Source organism: Actinomyces mediterranea, from assembly GCF_900155595.1.
Taxonomy (GTDB): domain Bacteria; phylum Actinomycetota; class Actinomycetes; order Actinomycetales; family Actinomycetaceae; genus Pauljensenia; species Pauljensenia mediterranea.
This window is the reverse complement of sequence record NZ_FTPB01000004.1, coordinates 1,329,420-1,349,386: the sequence shown is the minus strand read 5'-3', so window position 1 is coordinate 1,349,386 and position 19,967 is coordinate 1,329,420. Positions and strand designations below refer to the sequence as shown.

At 61.5% G+C, this 19,967-nt stretch carries 23 protein-coding genes and 2 pseudogenes; 9 read left to right on the top strand and 16 right to left on the bottom strand.

The window, feature by feature from the left end; genetic code table 11:
- Positions 1-38: 38 nt before the first annotated feature.
- A complete protein-coding gene (locus tag BQ7471_RS11745) occupies positions 39-1,121 on the bottom strand; it encodes a hypothetical protein (protein ID WP_235821300.1) in 1,083 nt (360 codons plus the stop codon).
- 370 nt (positions 1,122-1,491) lie between these two features.
- Positions 1,492-1,803 carry a hypothetical protein gene (locus tag BQ7471_RS11545; RefSeq protein WP_205408291.1) on the bottom strand — a complete coding sequence of 104 codons (312 nt, stop codon included), beginning with the start codon at positions 1,801-1,803 and terminating at the stop codon, positions 1,492-1,494.
- 177 nt (positions 1,804-1,980) lie between these two features.
- Between BQ7471_RS11545 and BQ7471_RS09975 the strand changes: the two genes are divergently transcribed.
- The 8 genes and pseudogenes from BQ7471_RS09975 to BQ7471_RS09935 all read left to right on the top strand — a co-directional run bounded on the left by BQ7471_RS09975 (position 1,981) and on the right by BQ7471_RS09935 (position 8,240).
- Positions 1,981-3,204 (top strand): hypothetical protein, encoded by a 1,224-nt coding sequence (locus BQ7471_RS09975; RefSeq protein WP_129583425.1) that lies wholly within the window; start codon positions 1,981-1,983, stop codon positions 3,202-3,204.
- Complete coding sequence (locus tag BQ7471_RS09970; protein WP_076465932.1) at positions 3,140-3,544, top strand: hypothetical protein; 405 nt, start codon at positions 3,140-3,142, stop codon at positions 3,542-3,544. The genes BQ7471_RS09975 and BQ7471_RS09970 overlap by 65 nt, the downstream gene beginning before the upstream one ends.
- A 57-nt stretch (positions 3,545-3,601) precedes the next feature.
- A pseudogene (locus tag BQ7471_RS09965) lies at positions 3,602-5,162 on the top strand (IS1634 family transposase).
- A gap of 101 nt (positions 5,163-5,263) precedes the next feature.
- Positions 5,264-5,965, top strand: a complete 702-nt coding sequence (locus BQ7471_RS09960) for a hypothetical protein (protein WP_076465931.1) — start codon at positions 5,264-5,266, stop codon at positions 5,963-5,965.
- Entirely contained in the window at positions 5,958-6,572 is a 615-nt protein-coding gene (locus BQ7471_RS09955; protein ID WP_076465929.1) for a hypothetical protein, read from the top strand. The genes BQ7471_RS09960 and BQ7471_RS09955 overlap by 8 nt, the downstream gene beginning before the upstream one ends.
- 323 nt (positions 6,573-6,895) lie before the next feature.
- On the top strand, positions 6,896-7,201 hold the full coding sequence (locus BQ7471_RS09945; protein WP_083663369.1) for a hypothetical protein: 306 nt from the start codon (positions 6,896-6,898) through the stop codon (positions 7,199-7,201).
- Positions 7,202-7,212: 11 nt separating this feature from the next.
- A complete protein-coding gene (locus BQ7471_RS09940; RefSeq protein WP_076465925.1) occupies positions 7,213-7,941 on the top strand; it encodes a hypothetical protein in 729 nt (242 codons plus the stop codon).
- Between the two features lie 5 nt (positions 7,942-7,946).
- A complete protein-coding gene (locus BQ7471_RS09935; protein ID WP_076465923.1) occupies positions 7,947-8,240 on the top strand; it encodes a hypothetical protein in 294 nt (97 codons plus the stop codon).
- Positions 8,241-8,302: 62 nt separating this feature from the next.
- Here BQ7471_RS09935 and BQ7471_RS09930 read toward each other — a convergent pair whose 3' ends face one another.
- The 8 genes from BQ7471_RS09930 to BQ7471_RS09895 all read right to left on the bottom strand — a co-directional run bounded on the left by BQ7471_RS09930 (position 8,303) and on the right by BQ7471_RS09895 (position 14,993).
- A complete protein-coding gene (locus BQ7471_RS09930; protein WP_076465922.1) occupies positions 8,303-9,583 on the bottom strand; it encodes an adenylosuccinate synthase in 1,281 nt (426 codons plus the stop codon).
- A 76-nt stretch (positions 9,584-9,659) separates the two neighbouring features.
- The gene (locus tag BQ7471_RS09925; protein WP_076465920.1) at positions 9,660-9,839 is read right to left on the bottom strand and encodes a hypothetical protein; all 180 of its coding nucleotides are present in this window, start codon (positions 9,837-9,839) and stop codon (positions 9,660-9,662) included.
- Between the two features lie 8 nt (positions 9,840-9,847).
- Positions 9,848-10,102 (bottom strand): type II toxin-antitoxin system antitoxin, encoded by a 255-nt coding sequence (locus BQ7471_RS09920; RefSeq protein ID WP_076465918.1) that lies wholly within the window; start codon positions 10,100-10,102, stop codon positions 9,848-9,850.
- A gap of 21 nt (positions 10,103-10,123) precedes the next feature.
- Entirely contained in the window at positions 10,124-11,083 is a 960-nt protein-coding gene (locus BQ7471_RS09915; protein ID WP_076465917.1) for an SPFH domain-containing protein, read from the bottom strand.
- Between the two features lie 135 nt (positions 11,084-11,218).
- Entirely contained in the window at positions 11,219-11,677 is a 459-nt protein-coding gene (locus tag BQ7471_RS09910; protein ID WP_129583423.1) for a hypothetical protein, read from the bottom strand.
- Between the two features lie 195 nt (positions 11,678-11,872).
- A complete protein-coding gene (locus tag BQ7471_RS09905; RefSeq protein WP_076465914.1) occupies positions 11,873-12,562 on the bottom strand; it encodes an anti-sigma factor in 690 nt (229 codons plus the stop codon).
- Positions 12,559-13,116 (bottom strand): sigma-70 family RNA polymerase sigma factor, encoded by a 558-nt coding sequence (locus BQ7471_RS09900; RefSeq protein WP_076465912.1) that lies wholly within the window; start codon positions 13,114-13,116, stop codon positions 12,559-12,561. Before BQ7471_RS09900 ends, BQ7471_RS09905 begins: the two co-directional genes overlap by 4 nt.
- An 86-nt stretch (positions 13,117-13,202) precedes the next feature.
- The gene (locus BQ7471_RS09895) at positions 13,203-14,993 is read right to left on the bottom strand and encodes a cytochrome c biogenesis protein CcdA (RefSeq protein WP_076465910.1); all 1,791 of its coding nucleotides are present in this window, start codon (positions 14,991-14,993) and stop codon (positions 13,203-13,205) included.
- Between the two features lie 169 nt (positions 14,994-15,162).
- Between BQ7471_RS09895 and BQ7471_RS09890 the strand changes: the two genes are divergently transcribed.
- A complete protein-coding gene (locus BQ7471_RS09890; RefSeq protein ID WP_076465909.1) occupies positions 15,163-15,396 on the top strand; it encodes a hypothetical protein in 234 nt (77 codons plus the stop codon).
- Positions 15,397-15,758: 362 nt separating this feature from the next.
- Here BQ7471_RS09890 and BQ7471_RS11280 read toward each other — a convergent pair whose 3' ends face one another.
- From BQ7471_RS11280 to BQ7471_RS11970, 6 genes and pseudogenes are all read right to left on the bottom strand, one after another.
- The gene (locus tag BQ7471_RS11280) at positions 15,759-15,977 is read right to left on the bottom strand and encodes an integrase core domain-containing protein (RefSeq protein ID WP_129583422.1); all 219 of its coding nucleotides are present in this window, start codon (positions 15,975-15,977) and stop codon (positions 15,759-15,761) included.
- 6 nt (positions 15,978-15,983) lie between these two features.
- Entirely contained in the window at positions 15,984-16,253 is a 270-nt protein-coding gene (locus BQ7471_RS11975) for a DDE-type integrase/transposase/recombinase (protein ID WP_129583421.1), read from the bottom strand.
- A gap of 837 nt (positions 16,254-17,090) precedes the next feature.
- A complete protein-coding gene (gene rlmB, locus BQ7471_RS09875; protein ID WP_076465905.1) occupies positions 17,091-18,086 on the bottom strand; it encodes a 23S rRNA (guanosine(2251)-2'-O)-methyltransferase RlmB in 996 nt (331 codons plus the stop codon).
- 166 nt (positions 18,087-18,252) lie between these two features.
- The gene (locus tag BQ7471_RS09870) at positions 18,253-18,822 is read right to left on the bottom strand and encodes a PIN domain-containing protein (RefSeq protein WP_076465904.1); all 570 of its coding nucleotides are present in this window, start codon (positions 18,820-18,822) and stop codon (positions 18,253-18,255) included.
- Positions 18,815-19,396: an ImmA/IrrE family metallo-endopeptidase gene (locus BQ7471_RS11735; RefSeq protein WP_235821295.1), complete on the bottom strand. Its 582-nt coding sequence runs from the start codon at positions 19,394-19,396 to the stop codon at positions 18,815-18,817. The genes BQ7471_RS09870 and BQ7471_RS11735 overlap by 8 nt, the downstream gene beginning before the upstream one ends.
- A gap of 321 nt (positions 19,397-19,717) precedes the next feature.
- Positions 19,718-19,939, bottom strand: a pseudogene (locus BQ7471_RS11970) (hypothetical protein); the annotation flags it as partial.
- Positions 19,940-19,967: the final 28 nt, after the last annotated feature.

The following is a 19,967-nucleotide window of genomic DNA, read 5'->3' as shown; positions in this document are numbered from 1 at the left end:
CGCGCACTCGCGAAGCGGGATCGGATGGCGCCCGAGTCTCAGATGCCGCCGATCCTGATCATCGCATATACGGGGATCGCTGCGACGAGGAACTTCGCGGCACCCCGGGCGAGGGCTCCGAGGGGGGTGCGCCGGTGGATGTGATCGCCGAGCAGACCATCGACGGCAATGATCGACAGGGCGACGCCCACACCGGTGAGCGCTCCGAGCAGCGCCGCAGCCCCATTGCCGCCGATCGTGCGAGCGATCCCCGGCAGGACGACAGGGGTGAGCGCTACGGACTGGCCGATCAGGCGCATGCCGAGCGACGCCGCCACTCCGACGACGACGGCGACGAGCAGCGCCCACACAGATTGTGCGCGATAGGTGTCGCCAATCTGGTCGCCCCATACGACCGCAGCGACGATGACGCAGGCGATGGGGATGACGACCGCCCACTGGGCGAGGGCGTCGAGCGCGATCCACGACGTCCCTCCTGTGATGAAGATGAGGGCGCAGAAAGAGGAGGCGAGCAGAGTCGTCGTCGGAACAGGCCTCGTGGAACGATCCGCCCTGCGCGACGATGCGCCCTGCGGGGACGCCGAACCGTCCTTGTCGAAGCGGTTGACGGGTGTGGGAGTCCCCCGGAAGATGCCGACGGTAATGGCGATCGCTGCGACGGCGACGAGGGGCACCGCCGACGCGAGATCCGCTGTCAGCGCCACGGCGAGCGGGATCCCCGCTGATACTGCGACGAGGACGGCGTGTGCAGAAAAGGGTAGATCGACTCCGGCGAGGGCCTCCCAGCCGAGTGCGACGCAGATCCCTGCGAGGGCGACGAGCGGGCCGAATGTCCACAGGCTGCCCGGCAGGAACCAGACGAGGATCCCGAGAACGGAGAATGCGAGGACGGTGAGCGCGGACACCCTGAGCCCGGAGTTGATGGACAGGGAGCGCGAGGAGAAGGGCTCGATGATCGCCTGTGTGCTCACGGTGTTCGCGCTGCTCGCGAATCGCCCTGGCCGTTCCCCCCGGGCGGTGGCGCCCGGAGTTTCGCCCACGGACTCGGAGGCGGGGACGCTGCGGTGGCGGTCCGAGCGCCTGCGTCGGAGCTCGGGGGGCGGCTGATGGTCGGCGTCCATGATCGTATCGTCCCACATCTTGCGCCGACTCTTAGAACCTGCGGGCACCGGGTGGAGGCAGCCGTGGGATTCTCCACGTTCCCGGGCGAGCACAGACGAGCCGACCCGCGTATGCTGGTGCCCGCACCGAGTCGTTAAGCCCCGGGCTCCACACTCCGCCGCTACGAGCGGCCTTCGCGCCGACAGGCGCTTTCGGCTCGGTGCTTTTAAAGTTCGATGTGTGTGCTCGACTGTGTGGTGTAATTCGTGTCGGCTTGGGTTTCGAATTGATCGGAAGCACTCGCACACGTGGGTGGAGTGGTTCGTAAGCAGTGGGGTAGTGTCGTGTGCGTTGTTGGTGACTGCGATGCGGTTGGATGGCGTGGAGGGGTTATATGGCGGATGCCATTGAATTTGATCGTGATGCTGTTGGTGTCAGCGCGAAGAAGGACTGGAAGGATGCTGACGCTTTTGCGAAGATCGGTAGGTTTATGGCATCCCTGTCCTCGGGCAGCTCGGCGTTCAACGCGATCTCGAGGACATTCTTCGTGAACTGGTTCAGCAGCCCTCCCAGGCCGACCAGGCTCACACCTTGCTCCATCACCCGCGCCAGCAAACACTCGGCGAAACCCTTCCGACAGATGATCTTCCCCATCACAAGACCAATCACCACCTCTTCCAACAACTCGATCACGTCAGTCACGACCATCTCCATTTCGAATCAAGCCGAACCCCCACACACCGCTCTTCAGACAGCCCCATTCTGACGCGTGCGCGACTCTCGGTTCGGGGCAAGAGGAGATGATTTCTGATATGGATCGGACGGAGTATCAGAACCTGTCCAGTTGTGATGTCCTTGTGGCTCGTTTGACGGACGGGAATGAGCGCTGAGGATGTGATGCCCCTGCCTGTGGACGTGGGCGCCGATGCACAGGACCTCGCCGACGATTATGAGTCCGTTGCGAGGGCAATTACTGGTACGCAGGTTGCGGGATTTCAATCGGCAGGTGTCCCCGGGTGGATTGGCGATTCGGCCGACGCGTACGCGGACTCGATTCGCACTCTTGGGGGACACGCTCGTAAACTCGCGGAGTCCTTCTCCCCTGTCCTTAATGCCATCAGGGAGTGGGCGAGTGCTGTCACTGCGGCCGTCACCACGACTGTTCTTGATCTGTGGACCGAATATGATGCGGCACAGGCGGCGTACGATGCCGCTATCGCTGACATTGACGCCGAGCGGTCCCGACGAGAGGGCACCGACGACCCGATGATGCCGGGCGAAGCGCGTTCGAGGGAGAACACTGTCCGTATTGTCTGTGACGACGCTCAGGCCGAGATCGTTGCGAGGTATACCGCCGCGATGGAGGCCCTTGATGACGAGGCCGCGACCACAGCGACGGTGATCGCGAGCGCCCAGTCCTCCATCATCGGTACCGCTTCTTCGACCAACCGCGCACAGATCGGCGCCAACCTGTTCAATGACATTCCCCTGGTTGACGGGCAAGCCGAATGGGAATACGCGCAACAGATCGCACCCGAGGCCGCTTCAATTCTCAATTCCACGCCTCCAACTCCTGAGCAGGTCGATGAATTCCTCACGAAGTATGGGGACCTGTGCAACAATCCATTCTTCGCTCAAGCGCTCTGTGAAATCGTCCCACCGGAACGACTGGCCCAGTTCATGTTGAGCGCGGAAAACTACCGCGGTCAATTGGTCAACGCCGCCGGGCATCTCGACACGGCGTACGACGAAACGCTGAACGAACTGCAGTCCGCGCTTGGTTCGATCGTCGTCTTGTCGACCGGCGGCCTCAATGCCGACCCCGCGATGCAAGGGGTGTCGGACGCATACTCGGCCGTTGATGCTGGCCTCATGACCGATGACGGTTCCTCCGTGAATTCGCTCCAATACCCGGTTCGATCAATGGAAGGCGTTCGGCAACTCACGCTATTCGGTTACAGGGGAACCCCTCAGCGAGGATGTCCCTTACATGGGCGGCGGATGGGGCGACCACTACGGGTACGAGTACCTTGCCACGATGCTCGGCGACGCCGCCGAATCGAATCCGAACCTCGCACTCGGGCCCAAGTTCTTCGAGGGTAAGGATTCGATCGCCCATGACATTATCGCTTTCGATCACGAACACGGAGACGAGATTGCCGCCGCCGGCGGCTACGGCAATTGGGGCACCTCTCAGAGTCTCTTCGACGGCCTCTCCGCTTCATTGGAGGGACACGAACTACCTGAGGGATCTTTCCGGATCAATGTACCCCAAGGCGGGTCCGGCTACGAGTTCCTCCTGAGCAGGTATTTAGTCGATCAGATCCGAGGTAAGGGCGACAGTGGTAACGGCCTGTTCACCGATCTTGCCTTCGACCAGCCTTTCGACCTGACTCGTGCAAGTGGTGGCGTTTTCGGGAGTTGGAGTCCTGGTTTTTGTTGAAAATCTGTGGTTCGTGGTGTGTGGGTGGGTCACTAAACGGGTGTCTATGATGGGGGTGTGGCCCCGTTTATTCGTCGTGTGAGAACTGCTTCTGGTGCGACTGCTGTGCAGATCATGGAAAAGCAGGGACGCAAGAACGTTGTGGTAAAGCATGTCGGCTCTGCTCACAATGAGGTTGAGCTGACTGTGTTGATGCAGGCAGCTCATGATGAACTCCACCCCGGCCAAACAGCGTTAGAATTTTGAGCCCAAGCAACGCCATGTCACGAGCGTTTTGCGCGTGGGAGACAAACGCTCCGCCCTGTTGTGGAGCGCATTGGACAAGGCCTACGCGGATATTGGTTTTGACGCCCTGGGTGATGAAGCGTTTAAGCAGATGGTGTTGGCGCGTTTGATTGAACCATGCTCGAAGGAAGCCACTATCAATGTCCTTGAGCGTTTAGGAATCGAGCATGTCAGCCGTCGGACGCTGTTTAACTCCCTTAAGCGCTGCGCTCAGCGAGCTTACCGTGACACCCTAGCCCAGGCTTGTTTTACTCACGCTAGCCGTCATGGGGACCTGTCCCTTGTGCTGTATGACGTGACCACGCTGTATTTCGAGGCTGAGCGTGAGGATGAGGATTGGGAAGCAAATAAAGGATTTCGTCGCGTGGGGTACTCCAAGGAACGTCGGGTTGACCCCCAAATCATTGTTGGCCTACTCGTTGACCGCGCGGGAAACCCTTTAGAGGTGGAAGCCTTTGAAGGTAACAAAGCCGAAACCCACACCCTCATCCCCATCATTAAACGCTTCCAAAACCGCCACGGTCTGCATGATTTCGTGGTGGTAGCAGACGCAGGCATGCTCAGTACAGGAAACCTCAAAGCCCTGGACGAAGCAGGGCTATTCTTCATCGTCGGAGCCCGCCAAAGCCGAGCACCCCACGACCTCGAACAGTACTGGGACCAGCATGGAGATTACATGGTTGATGGGCAAATTATTGACCATCCCATCCCCAACCCCAACCACAGAACACAACAGCCAAGCCTTGACCAGGACAATAGCAGGCAGGAGGGGCAAGAAGCGTGGAGAGCAATATGGGCTTACTCCAGCAAGCGTGCAGCGCGTGACAATAGAACCCTCAACGCGCAACAACGTCGAGCCATGGACGCCATCGAAGGGGCCAAACCCGCGCGTAAGCCTCGCTTCGTGTCCCAGGGACGTATGGGCATGAGCTTTGATGACAAAGCCTTCGAACGCGCCAAGCGCCTAGCTGGACTCAAAGGCTATGTCACCAATATCCCCGCCCACCTCAGCCACGGCAGGCAGATTATTGCCCACTACCACGAGCTATGGCACGTAGAGCAGTCCTTCCGCATGAGTAAGCACGACCTCAAAGCCCGGCCCATCTTCCACCACACCAAAGACGCCATCCAAGCCCACCTCACCATTGTCACCGCAGCTCTAGCCCTCGCCCGCCATCTCTACCAGGCAACAGGAATCACAGCCCCAAAACTGGTCAAAAAGCTCATCGATCTGCAAGAAATCGACATCACCCTACCCAACGAGCAACAACACACCGCTTACCCCCAAATCGACCCCCAGACCCAAGAACTACTCACCCTCCTGGGTCACTAAAGCTGCACGAGTCAGGCGACAGTGGTAACGGCCTGTTCACCGATCTTTCCTTCGACCAGCCCTTCGACATCAACAGCACTCCTGACAACCTCAATGATGACGTGAGTCTCTACGGCGGGCCGACCGCGCTCGCCAAGCTGCTCAGTGCCTCGGTGGCGGGCCAGCAGATCGACCTCACGGCGGCCGCGGCCTCGGGGGATTTCTCGTCCATGACCGCAGTCCAGGACCGGTGGGCCCCAGTGATGGACGCCATCACCGCAGCACCCAGTCAAGCGCAGACCGAGGGTTCGGCCGTCCTGGACGCGACGAATAGACAACTCAAATCCATCGCCGCTTCGGGGCTCGGCGCTCTCCCCCTCGGTGAGGGGATCAAGAGTCTCGACGGTTTCTCGAAGTGGGTCATCAACCAGGGCAAGTCGGGGGTCATCGACTCCTTGCTTGACAACGTGTTCTCCACGAACAATGTCTCGGTAGCCGAAGCCGAGCAGATGACCGCACATCAGGCACTTGAAATCACGCAACAAACAGCGATCTACAAGGCCATCGCCGCCAGCGGCTCGTATGGGAATCCGCCGGTCGATCCGGCACTCTTCCTCGAAAAACACTCGGAGCTGGCGAGTTTCATGGACGACGGTGCGATCATCCCCTACGACGAGATGACCGAACGACAGCGGGCGGCCTTCCAGCAGTATGTTGTCGGCCCCGACGGGCTCGGCTCCCAGACTGCGAGCGTTGTCGCTCATTCTGGCGACGCGCTTAACACTGCCAGAACCGAGCGTGAGGAGGCTTTGCGGGATGAGTGACAGCATATGGAGGCTGCTTGTCCGCGCCACGGCAGCACTTCTCGTCACGGTGCCCCTTGTGGCCGGATGCGCATGCGCTGAGGACGACCCCTCATCGTCTCAGTCGTCGGCCGAACAATGGCACGAAAGGAGCACTCCCGATGCGATGACTGCCACCCCGCCCGAGGGGTGGATCATCCTCGATCCTGAGGCAGGCGAAACCTACGAGAATTTCACGATCGCGAGGGCGGCACCGTCGTGGGAGAACGTCCCCGGTATCAGCGCCTACAACGATCCTCCCGATAGGGTCCTTGGCCTGTATCACCTGCCCAGGCCGGACTTCGATCTCGAGGCCCACCTCAAACAGGCGATGACGGACCGTGAGAAAACTGGCCAGGTCAAGGACACGCGCCTTCTCGACCCCCGAATGATCGACGGCTCGTCGGCGTGGGGCTACGAGGGGATCTTCACCTTCAACGACAGCGTCGATTACCCGTCCCAATGCTGGGAAGTGTGGCGTGAGGACGGACTGTGGACGATCTACGTCACCGGCGATCCTGGCACCACGACGGTGCCCGTTGAACTCATCAACGTACTCGACTCCGTCGAATGGTCTCCAATGCCCTAAAGGACCTTCTCCCATACTGCAGGACTCTCCTTCGGCCCGCCGGTCGACGTAACGAGCCTCGCAGAGGACTTCATCGCGTATTCGCAACGAATGCGCGCACAAGCAGAGACTCCTCGGAAACCTATGACGGGCAACGTGCGGGTAACCAGGCAGGCAGGACTCATCACGTCGATTGAGATCGATGAGCAATGGGCGAGGGCGCGTAGCGCAAGGATCATTGTTGATGCAATTTTGGCAGAGGCGAATCGGCACGAGCCCGATCGCCCTGAAAACGACATGCTTTTCGCCGCCATGTCCGTCCTCAGTCGCCTAACAGAAAGGAGTTGACATGGATCCTGAACAAAGCATGCGCCGAGGCGATCGATTCGGAGGCCAACCTCTGGAGGGCTCAGGCGACCGCCTGCGCCGGAGTCGGCGCAGCGGGCCAGGACCTGAGACTCACAGGCCTGAAAGCGGGGATCTTCTTCCTCATCGTTTCTCAGTACAACGAAGCCTGCGATTTCGTATCGGCCCAAGGTGCGCGCGCCAATTCCCTGATGAACGCGGCCGCTGATGCCCTTAATCGAAATGCGACCGCCTATCGGAACCAGGAAGCCGAAACCACCGCCTCGATCAACGGCGCCTATTAAGGAGAGACTACATGAGCTTCAGCATCGCGACGTACGAGGTAACCATTAGCGAGCTCAACGCGAACATTGAAAGCGTTAGCACGAAGACTGAGGAACTGCGATCCGCTGTTATCTCGGGACTCAATTCGCCGCTCATCATGGACTGGATGGCCAACCTCGTCATCAAAGCATTCAACTCCATCGCCAATGCGGTGCAGGGATTCCTCGGAAAGCTCGGAGAGCTTCTCGAGGGGGCCGCCGCACCAGTGCTGTTCTTCAAGCGCGCATACGACTGGGTGGTGGATGTGAAGACACCGATGACCGACATTGCCGATGCCACCAGTGCCGCCCATCTCATCAGCGCCGAAAAGTGGAAAGGCTCTGCGCATGACGCCTATATCCATGCCGTATCCGATCAGCCGGGTGCAGCCACGGCCATCGCAGGCATCGGCGGAACGATGGCCACGCAACTCACGGTGATCGCCGGCTCAGGCTGCGCCTTTTACATCGCACTCGGTATTATTGTCGTCAAGTTCGTCACAGAGCTCATCGCAGGGATCGCTGCCTGCGGCACGATCGCGCTGTCCCCGCTCGGTTTGGGAATCATCGCCTTGGACTGCGGAGTCACAGTTGCCGAGTTGATCGCCGCGGGCACTTTCTTCGCCACGACACTTGTGGCATGCGGAAAATCAATCGTCGATATGAAAAGCGCGCTCACCAGCTTCCCCGGTCAAGAGTGGCCTCTCGCAGTCAAGGAATGATAAGAATGGATGTCATCGTGCCGACCCTGCTCTACGCACTCCCCATCGCCGTGATCCTCGGGGTCAGCGCATGGTCGGTCTTGAAGAACGATCCTCGCAAGAAGGCGCAGCGGGATCACTACCGTACGGCGTACGGGCTCTCCCTAGAGCGGATGCTCGCTGAGAGCCCGGTCGATCGAGCCGAGGTTCGCAGGCTCCGCAATTCGTCGAAGTCCAGCGAAATGGCCGCCGTCCGCTACGTCATGGAATGGGATCCCGTCCCGCTCAACGTCGCTGTCCAGTTCGTGCGCGCACTGTGATGGCCTTGCGATAAGTTGGCCGCCCGCCATTGGGCGGGCGGCCAACTGACGCGTCGCTGAAATTATAGAAGCGGGTAGCGGACGATCGTCGCCTCTCGCCCGGCGCCCACTCCGATGGACTGGATGCGGCAGCGGGAGAGTTCTTCGAGGCGCGCAATGTACGCTTGCGCATTCGCGGGGAGGTCGTCGAAAGAACGGCATCCGGTGATGTCCTCCTCCCAGCCGGGCAGCTCCTCGTACACGGGAACCGCGCGAGCGAAACCGGCCTGGTCGATGGGCATCTCCTCGGTACGTACACCGTCGACCTCGTAGGCGACGCAGACGGGGATCACCGGGTAGTTCGACAGGACGTCGAGTTTGGTGAGGCAGATGTCGGTGAGGCCGTTGATCCGGGTCGCATAGCGCATGATGACGGAGTCGAACCAGCCGGTGCGGCGCGGGCGCCCCGTCGTGACGCCGAATTCGCCGCCCTTGCGCCGCAGTGTCTCCCCGACCTCATCGTCGAGTTCGGTGGGGAAGGGTCCCTCTCCGACGCGCGTCGTGTACGCCTTCGCGACGCCGACGACCCGGTCGATGCGGGTCGGTCCGACTCCGGCCCCTGTCAGGGCCCCGCCCGCAGTCGGGTTCGATGAGGTGACGAATGGATAGGTGCCGTGGTCGATGTCGAGCATCGTCGCCTGGCCGCCCTCGAACAGCACTGTTTCCCCACGGTCGAGGGCGTCGTTGATGAGCAGGGACGCGTCGCACACCATCGGATGGATGCGATCGGCGTATGCGAGGAGTTCTTCGGTGATGACCGTCGGATCCAGGGTATGCATGCCGACGGCGGCGAAGACCTCGTTCTTCGGGGCGAGCGCCGCTTCGATCTTCACGGCGAGGCCCTCGGGGTCGAAGAGGTCCTGGATGCGGATGCCAATGCGGTTCATCTTATCGGCGTAGGTGGGGCCGATGCCGCGTCCGGTGGTGCCGATCTGGTTCTTGCCGCGAGCCTTCTCGTTCGCCTGGTCGATGAGGCGGTTGTAGCTGGGGATGATGTGGGCGTTCGCAGAGATCTTGAGTCGAGAGCAGTCGACTCCGCGCGACTTCATCTCCTCGATCTCGGCGAAGAGGACGTTGATGTCGACGACGACGCCGTTGCCGATGATCGGCGTGACTCCCTGGGACAGAATGCCGGCGGGCAGGAGGTGGAGGGCGTACTTCTCACCGTTGATGACGACCGTGTGACCGGCGTTGTTGCCGCCGTTGAATTTCACGACGAGGTCGGTGTCCTGCCCGAGCTGGTCGGTCGCCTTGCCCTTGCCTTCATCGCCCCACTGGGCTCCGAGTACGATCACGGCTGGCATGAGAGTCTCCCCGCTTGTGTCGAGTGCTTCGCGACGATGGTCGCACCTCATCCAAGCCTAGCCGCAGTGATCGCCCTCAAAGGCGCATGTCCAACTCCAGCGATGGCCTCACAGGCGCAGAGCGCAGCAGATCCACCTGAATACCGGAGACGTCGAGTTTGATCTGCGATCCGCCGACTGCTTCGACAGCCCTGCGGAGCGTTTCGGTCTTGCCGCAGACGCGAGGCCCTCGAATCTCGACTCGGGATTCCTCCATACGTGATGTCAGGAGTTCTCCGCGTCGCGTGCGGGACTCGCATCGAACGCCGCTCCGCCCTCGTTCTTGCGCGGCCTGCCCCGCCCCCGCATGGGAGCCGCTTTCGGGTCGCGACCGGCGTCTTTGAGGGCGCGGCGGAGGAGGATCTCGATCTGGGCGTTGACGGAGCGCAGGTCGTCGGCCGCCCACGCGGCAAGAGCCCCATGGACGGCCGGGTCGAGCCTGAGCAGGATCTGCTTGCGCTCGCGCTTGTCAGGCACCATCGTTCGACTTCCCCGCGCGGCTCAGTAGAGGGAACCGGCGTTGACGATCGGCTGGGTGTTCGTGTCCGAGCAGAGGACGACGAGCAGGTTGGAGACCATCTGGGCTTTGCGCTCGTCGTCGAGGTTGACGATGTCTTCTTCTTCGAGGCGCTCGAGGGCCTGGCTCACCATTGAAACCGCGCCCTCGACGATCTGCTCGCGAGCGGCGATGACGGCACCGGCCTGCTGGCGCTGGAGCATCGCCTGGGCGATCTCGGGCGCGTAAGCGAGGGAGGAGATACGGACTTCGACGATTTCAAGACCCGCCAAGGCGACTCGGGCCGCGACTTCATCGGCGAGTTCGGCGGACACCGCGTCGGTGCCGCCGCGCAGGGAGGTCTCTCCAGGGCCGGGTTCGTCATAGGGGTGGGTGGTGGCGACGTGACGCAGCGCCGATTCGGCCTGGGCCTTGATGAACTCCTCGTATTCCTCGACGGCGAAGACGGCTCGGGCGGTGTCGGCGACCTGCCAGACGACGATCGCGGCAATGTTCACGGGGTTGCCGTCGGAGTCATTGACTTTCAGTTCGGCGGTTTCGAAGTTGTGAACTTTGACGGAGATCTTCTTCCCGTTCGACAGCGGGGGAACGAGGACGAGGCCGGTTGTGCGGACCGTGCCGATGTACTTGCCGAAGAACTGGCGGACCGAGGTTTGTCCCGGCGAGATGACTGCAAGGGAGCTGAACAGGATGAGGACGACGAGGAGAAGGATCGAAGCGGCGATGATGCGAGCGATCCCGCCGGGCTCCTCCGCATCGGCCATGATCGCGCCACTGATAAAGAGGTAGATGGAATAGGCGAGCCCGGCTAGGAAGACGAGGAGGGCGGGGAATGCGGCGACTGCTCCGAGAGTAGCCGCCGGACGCTCGGTGATGTCGACGCGGGCGGTCCGCTCAGCATCGTGGTACTGATCGGCGTTTACGAGCATGGTGTGCGCGGTCATCGCGTTCTCCTTAGTCTTTCGCCCGTCGCGGGATTGCGCGACTCCAAGAGCAAAGTCATATCAATATGATATCTATTTAGTTCCTCGGTCTCCAGCTCTCGGCGCAATCGATCACATCGCGCGCGACCGCCGACCTCACTGAGGAAGATCACCTTCCGCTGCCGCTATCTTCGCCGCCAAGTGGATCATAGTGCGCGCGTCGTCCTCGCTCGCCCCGCTGCGTCGCCGATAACGGGCGCAGGCAGCATCGGCCTCGCCGTTCCACAGCATTGCGACCTCATCACTATCGAGCGGAGGAAGTCCCCGACTGATGAGCTGTCGATATTCGCAATCCGCTTCCTCAGCTTCGTCAAGGACTTGTCGTCCCGAGGCGGTGACGATCATGAGCGCGGCCACGAAGGCGACAGCGTCGCGCCGCCGATACCCCGCCCTCTTCACGAGGACATCGACAGCGCCTTCAACGTCTTCCGCATTCACCGCGAGGGCCACGTGACCTGATATTTGCGAACCTTCCGGCAGGGCCTGCAGACTCCTCCACCCGGAAATCGCAAGCTCTCTCGCCTCATCGACGTCGCGCGGGTTCAGCGAGCGCATCAACTTCGCCGCGTACCCCTGCGCTCGCGAGCCGCTGGAATGAGGTGACGGCGACTGCGGCACAGCATCTGGATACGCTCCACTAGATGCCCCTTCAGGGATCAGATCGACTCCGTAGGTGCCCCTCACCCTCGCCCACAGCGACGATATGAAGGACTTCACACCAGATGACATTCCTCTTCTCTCACTCCATCCTCAGGCAGTCTTCGCGCCCTCGCCGATGCGCAGCACGACGAGGGGATCGCCGGTCGGCTGATCGGACCCGCCCTCGGGCTCCTCGGTGATGAGAATCTCAATGCCGGGTTCGGGCATGATGTCGAGGAAGGAGAAGGCCGTCCCCTTCGCGGGCTCGTACATGCCGGCCTTCGTCACCGTATCGCCGTTACGGACCCATACCTGCAAGCTCCGTCCCTCGGATGCCCTGAGCCCCGTCGGCAGGGTCACCGCCGCCATGTCCATCCCCTTGGACCACGTGAGGGTGGCGACATGCCCATCGGGCATCGTATCGGTCACCCGGTCGACGTCCTGCGCCTGATTGAGTGCAGCGAAGTGGCTGGTCGCGTCCATGGAGTGCATCGCCGTCCAATGACCAACGCCCATTCCGACTCCAAGGAGGGCAACCGCAGCAGCCGCTTGACCGATGATCCGCATGACGCGGGGCATCGGGCGACGCTCATGGATAGTGACGACCGTGCGATCCTCCGTCGGCGATTGGGGTGAACCTGAGTCATACGCTGGGGCGCGCGCAGACTCATGCACCCTCGCCATCAGCGCCTCTTTGAGCGCGGGTGGCGGCTCCACGGGGCGCAGCGAGGCTCCGAGCAGAGCAGCAGTCTCAGAGTCCAGGGGGTCGATCCCCTCCGGCTCTTCCGCGTCCCTCCTCATCGGGCACCTCCCATCTCATGCCGCAGTTTCTCCATGCCGTCACGAATCCGACTCTTCACCGTGCCCAGCGGCACCTGCATGCGCTCCGCGATCTGCGAGTGCGTGAGGCCAGTGAAGTACGCGAGGACGATCGTCGTACGATGGGGCTCTCCGACGCGACCGAGGGCCTTTCGCACCCGCTCACCCTCGAAACGCTCTTCAATTGAATCAAGCGTCGAATCGAAGGCCGGATAGAGTCCATGATGTCGCAAATCGCGATCTCGCGAGGCTTGACTGGATCTCACACGGTCGATTGCCCGTCTGCGCGTCAGGGTCACCAGCCACGCCCTCGCACTTCCACGAGTCGGGTCATAGGAATCGGCTGATGTCCACACCTGCCAGAAGACGTCCTGAAGAACCTCTTCCGATTGAGCGCGATCCCTGACGACCTGCAGGACGAGGGCGAAGAGCCTGCCCGACCAGCGGTCGTACAGTTCGCCGAAGGCGCGCTCGTCGCGCGCTGCGACTGCCTGGAGCAGCCGACGATCAATATCTGCTTCGTCCACGCCGCACATGGTAGGCACAGATCGCACTTCATCTCGACACGATTCCCATTACTTTCGTCATTCATCCCCGTCTCGCCCCCCTGGTCACCTTATAGTCACCCGAAAGTGAATGAGTAGAGCTCCAGGCCGGGTGATGCGCTCAGTGTGATCACTGAGTCGACGGTGTTCTGCGTTGAGAACAATTCGAGGCTGTTGGGCGTCCCCGAGATGTGCATCCGTCTCTTCTGCCCGTTCACCTCCCATTCGAGGTCGCCCTCGCCTGCGACGACGACATTGACCTGCTTGCCGCGGAATGACAGGCGGAGGCGCCCATCGGCCTCGACCGGACTGATCCTCTCCTGCTCGACGTTCCACCGCCCGTCGAGGGCGAAAGTGTGGAGCCGCTGCCCGTCGGGGAATGAGAAGTCTCGCGTCCCCGCGCCGAGGGAACCCTCATGGTAGAAGCGATTGCGGGCGGCGCCCAGGTAGGTCTCGGGACTGCGGTCGCCGCTGTCATTCGGATTCTCCACAGTGAAGACGGGGGCGGGCAGGGTGATATTCGGATTGGCATCCTGGAGGAGTCGGCGCACGAGTTTCTCCGTTGTCGCCTCTCCGCCCTCGCCGTACTTGACCGCTCGCAGCTGTCCCGCCGCATCTGCGAGGTAATGGGCGGGCCAGTAGTGGTTGTCGAAGTTCGTCCATGTCGTCAGGTTCGAGTCGACGGCAACGGGGTAGGTGATGCCGAGTTTGGCCGCACCGTCCTTGACGTTGTCGACCTCTTTCTCGAAAGCGTATTCGGGCGAGTGAACGCCGATGACCCGCAGGCCGAAGTCTTTATAGGTCTGATGCAGCTTCTCAATGCCGGGGATGGAGCGCTGGCAGTTGATGCACGAGTACGCCCAGAAGTCGACGAGCGTTACCTTGCCGGTTTCGTCGGCGTCGCCGATAGGCTGATCACCGGGGGTGTTGAACCATGCGACTGCTCCTTCGATCTTCGGCAGGGGGCCGCAGTCGGCAAGTTCGGAGGCTCCGTCGACGCATTGGGCGGGCTGGCCGTTCGCGTTATTCGATGAGGTGTTGCCGCGCAGATATTCGTCGGTTTTCGCCTGGAGGGAGGCGGTCCAGTCGGGCAGGGCGCGCTGGATCACTGCGGGCAGGTCGGTTGCGAGCCCAATGGCGAGGGCGAGCATGGCGCCGCCCGCGATGATGCGGATCGCCTTCTGGCGCGTGCGGAACGCGGCGATGCGCTCGGTGAGCTTGCGTCCGGCGAGGGCGAAGCCGAGGAGCGGAATGCCGGTGCCGATTGCGAAGGATAGGGCGAGGGCGAGCGTGTCCGGGCCGATCCTTCCGGTGGTTCCGGCGACTGACACTGCTGCGAGGACGGGACCGGCGCAGGGGACATAGGCGGCTCCGAGGACGACGCCGAGGAGGAATCCATTATCGGGGCGCTTACCCGTCGAGCTGCCGAAACGTGTGAATGGCTTTTCGAGGACCTCCATGACGCGGGGGATCATCATGGCGACCCCGATGACGGACAGTGCGACGATCCCGGCCCAGCGGATGAAGTCCTGGGGGAGGTGGAGCAGGCTGAGGATTGTCGAGCCGAGGAGTGTGAAGAAGGTGAAGCTGACGATGAGTCCGGCGACGACGAGGTAGGGGCGCCAGCGGCTCGGTGTCCTCGTCGCGACTGATTGCGAGGATCCGGTTTCCGCCGTGATGTTTCCGAGGGCGGAGAGGGAGCCCGCGGTCGCCATGCCGGGGATGGAGGCGATTGATGATGTCGATGATGTGCCGCGCGCACCTTGAGCGCCTCCTGAGAGGAAGATGACCGGCAGGACGGGGAGGATGCACGGCGAGATTCCGGTGATGAAGCCGCCGATGAGTCCGATGAGGATGAGTGTTGTCATGTAGTACCTCCTGGGTATTCACTCATCGGTTCGTCACTGGACGGCGTTCAGATCGTTCTCTTGCACGATTGACCGTGGTGACTCATGTCACAGATCTGTCGTAACTTGGGCGGCGAATCAATCGACGAGCGGGTGCCACACGGGTACCCCACTACAGAATCGGGTTTCCATGAATCTTCGCAAGCTTCTCGCCGCCACCACCATCGTCGCCGCAGCCGCTTCCGGCATTGCCGCCTGTGGCCAGAACGCGTCGGGAGATAAGGGCAGGTCCGGCACTTCCACGTCGCAGACGACGGACAAACCATCCCAAGACAAGATGAGCGACAAAGACAAGATGTCAGATAAGGACCATGACAAGATGTCGGACGGCGACAAGATGAGCGATAAAGACAAGAAGCACTGAGCTCACAGCCCGGGCGCAGTTAGGAGCAACTGTCTGAACACTTGCCCCGTCACTGCAAATAGGCCCGCACACACTTCGGCCTCTCGGTGAGAAAAACACGGCAATCCAGCCGACTCTCTCGCCGAGAGGCCGAGTTGTGCACCGCACGAAGACGCTTACAGAGCAACTATAAACTTCGGCCACTATCCACACCCGCGCAGTGAATACGTCTACGAATGCTCTCCACGACACACGCACCCCACGCTAGCGACCAGCCTCAATGAAGTGCAGCTCCCAAAGGAACTGCAACGTCGTCAGCGAGCAGTACACACCCTTGGCTTGGTTTGGTTTTGTGGGCCGGGTGTTTTGAGGGTTGTTGGTTGTTATTGGTGGTGTTGTACCCAGTGGCGTGTGTATTGGTTGGGTGAGAGCCAGCCCAGCGCGCTGTGGGGGTGTTCTTCATTGTAGCGCCGTGACCATTCGACGATGAGTGTGCGGGCGTGGTCGATACCGTCGAACATGTTGTCCTCGAGGAGTTCGTCGTGCATGCGGTTATGCAAGGATTCCACGAACCCGTTATGCCAGGGCTGGCCTGGGGGTATGAACGCTTAGAGCGTGTCGTGCTCGCTGGCCCAGCGTGCCAAGGCTGCGGCAATGAATTCAGGCCCGTTATCGGCCCGTAGCACATGGGGTGCTCCATGGGCCAGGACTGCTAGGTCAAGCATGTCGATCACGTCGGCGGCTCCCATGCGGCGCTCGACGCGGAAAGCCAGGTGTTGGCGCGTGAGCTCATCGATGACGTTACAGACCTTGAAGACCCGTCCCCTTCCAGTCGGAGTCGAACTGGAAATCAATGGCCCACACCTGCCCTGGAGCACTGGCCGTGGCCAGGAGTTGGGGGCGGGGCTTGGAGGCCTTGCGCGAGCGTACGCAAAGCCCTTCGGTGCGCCACAAGCGCCAAGACATCACGCCCCACATGGATTCCCTCGCTCTTGGCGCACGCCCAGGCACGTTTATAGCCCACCTTCGATGCGTGGCAGCAAAATCGTTCATCCACTGGCGCACACCCGCATGATCATGCAGTCTGGCAGGCCCGCCCCCATCGCGGGCTCGGCAATACGCTGACCGGGACAGCCCGGCAACGCGGCACGCAAGACGCTGAGAGAACCCCAGGTCAATAAGATGGTTGACAGCTTCATGCCGACACGCCGGGCTTAGAAGTTTCCCTCTGCCAACTCTCCCAACGCCGCCTCACTGATACCACGCACGCGGCAGGCCTGAGCCGTACTCATCCCCTCACCACGCAACTGCTCAGCCTTCTCCAACTTCACAACAATCTGCTCAGGCGTATGCGTCGCCAACTTCCCCTCACGGCCATCCATTCCGCCCGGCCACACACGGCCAGGACTACCTAGAACAACCCTCTCAAAACAAACGGCCCAAAAACCCAAACCCCTCCACCCTCAGGGACTGAGGCACTCTCCCGTCGAATACTCGCTATTACAGTGAAACGTTAAAGTCCCCTTCAAACCAGTTTCACCAGCTTAATCCTGGCACCATCGGTCGACTTATCCCCATCGGATGAGAGGGTTTTCAGACTGCCCGTCCCTCGACAGGCACCGTTGATTTCCTTTAGCAAGCAGCACCCTGTCTTCGGGTCACCCCACCCGAGGGCGGGCACACTCAGACTACCCGCCTCGGGCAGTGGAGCCCCTTCACTCCCCCTTCGCGGCCGCCTCCGAAGCCCGCAGGGAGGCGACCTCATACAGAGCAATGCCCGTCGCCACGGCAGCGTTCAACGACTCGACCGCAGAAGAGATCGGAATGGATACGATCTGGTCGCAGGTCTCGCGCACGAGGCGCGACAATCCAGAACCCTCCGCTCCCGTCACAACGACGAGCGGCGCCGTCGCCAGGGACAGCTCGCGGAGCTCGGCGTCGCCGCCTCCGTCGAGGCCGACGACGAAGTAGCCCGCCTTCTTGCATTCTTGAAGAGCGCGCACGAGGTTCGTCACCCTCGCGACGGGCACGCGAGCAGCAGCACCCGCGGACACCTTCCAGGCGGTCACGGTCACGCCCGCACTGCGCCGCTCGGGGATGATGAGCCCGTCCGCTCCGAAAGCGCCCGCCGAACGCAAGACCGCCCCCAGGTTATGCGGGTCCGTCACCTGGTCGAGGGCGACGAGCAGCGGCGTGCCCAGCTGCTGCAAAGAACCCACGATCAGGTCATCGACCTGCGCGTACTCGTAGCCTCGCACTTCAATCGCGACGCCCTGATGGACGGCCCCATCGGTCGCAACATCAAGGTCGCGGCGCGTCACCTCGTACACGGGGGCTCCCATGGCGGAGGCGAGTCGGATGACTTCCTCCACGCGATCGTCCTTCACATTGTCGAGGACGAAGACGCGCTCAATCGGAACGGAGGCGCGCACGGCCTCCGCGACGGGATTACGCCCGGCGATAAGCTCATGACCTGGGGCGATCTTGATAGAGCTCTTCGCACGCGCGCGGGCGATTGCAGCCTTTTGGGCTTCGCGCGCCTCACGCTGCACCTTGCGCTTATGAGCCGGATGGTAGGTGCGGTCCTCGGCCTTCGGCGTCGGGCCCTTGCCTTCGAGGCGACGGCGCGAGTGTCCGCCCGTCCCGACCTTCGCGCCCTTCTTCGAGCCCGGCTTGCGCACGGCTCCGCGGCGCCCGTTGTTTCCAGCCATCGTGTTCGTCCTTCTTCGTTGCGAGCGCCTCCCGGCGCGCCTGATCCGATTCAGCCTAGCGGGGCCCGGCGCTGATCCGGCAGTCCGAAGCGGCCTTTGCGGCCCGATTCACCCGGATTCACCTCTCACAAGAAAACAGCCCGGAGTTCAACATGCGCGCCGAACCTCAATCGAGGTGTCCTTGTTGTTCTTCCTTCTCATACCAGGCCGCATATCCACCGGCTTGAAATGGCCATCGAAGGGGTTGGAGGTTCTCATGCTGAGTGTGTGCCTGCAGCATCTGGTCACATAGACCGCTGTACGCCTGCGGAGTCTGAGCTCTTCCTTCTTTCACGCCTCGCGAAATCGCCCAGAGAACACCCCGCGTCCTCAGCAGCGGCGCAGTCTTCCGAATGATCCGACGCGCTTTCGCGTCGTCAATGATCGCCACCGCATCCCGGAGCTCAGCCACGGCAGCAGCCCACGCTTCTCCGCTGTCCCGCCCATCAGGCACGGATGAGCCGAAACGTGCCATCCACCCGGCAAGCACCGAGAACTCTTCAATCTCCTCCAGATCGCAGATTTCTAGACTTTCATGAGATGGGGTGTGACCGAGCCGTTGAAGCTCCTTCATGACACCGCTCGGAACGAGATGCCGACGTTCACGCCCAGCGGCGTCAATCAAACCATCAAGGCGATCACATGCTTGGGCATGAAGCAACCCGGTCGTGTCCCAGACGAAGATGGGCTCACTCATCCCCGGCCTCGACGAGTCCGCACGTCATCTCCTGAGCGCGTCGACGAGTAATGAAGTCCTCATCGACTGCGCGAACACAGGCTTGAACCCACTTCTTCGCAAGGCCTGGAGGAAGCATATCCTCTTCAGGCTTCGAGCCCACAGCCCTATAGAAATCCTCATCAACCGGTGTTGTATTCCGCTCGACCTTGGATAGATCCACCTTGGCCGTGTCGGCACTTTGAACGATCAAGGACCACGAGACCCTGTATTCAGCAGCCAGCCTGACAAGATCATCCCTCGTCGGGCACCTGAGTTCTTCGAGGACGCTGGAGGGGAGGAGAAGCTCGGCGGCAAACACCTCAATGAACTCCTCGGCTTGTCCTGCTGAAGAGAAATGACTCGACGCTTCATAGGTGTCACCGCTGATGTGATGGCCGATCTCATGAGCCACGGTGGCGCGTCGTCGACCAGGATCCAGGCCCTGACCCACTAGAGCGACACCGAGTCCGATTTCGGGCGAGAAAGACAGTCCATCAATCTTCGCTTCGGTCGTTCGACACCACAGACCGAGTTCCGCAGCGACATCCGTCATCGGGCCCAGAGGTTCGTCTCCGACTTTGAGAAAGTCCCGTGTCTTCTGCGCAAGTTCACGCGCCTCGTCGGGAGAATCAAGACCGTGCGCATTGAATGGAAATACCACGGGTTCGATCAAGTGATAGCCGCGCAACTGGCTCAGATCTCTCCAGGCTCGATCAATCTCAACACCGGCGCGGAACTCCTCGCGTTCTTGGCTCGTCGATTCTTCAGCAATCGGCTTGCGCGCGGCAAGCACGGCCTGGTCTGGAAGCGAGACGAGATCAACGAAAGATACGTCGAATACTTCTGCGAGGACCGAGAGTTCGAGGGCCGATACCTTCCTGTCCCCTGTTTCAATACGAGAGATGGCCGTGCGATCAAGGTTCTGGCCTCGACAGGTGCACTCCCAAGCGAGCTTCTCTTGATCGAGATTCGCCCCTTGGCGAAACACTCGAATCCGAGCGCCGAGTTCAGCAAAATCCTTCACCTGTGCCACGTGTGTGATTTTCCCACATGTAGGATGCGATGACAAGAGTGGACGCGTATCGGTTGTTCTCATTGCGAGGCCCGAAGGCCCTTAATACCCC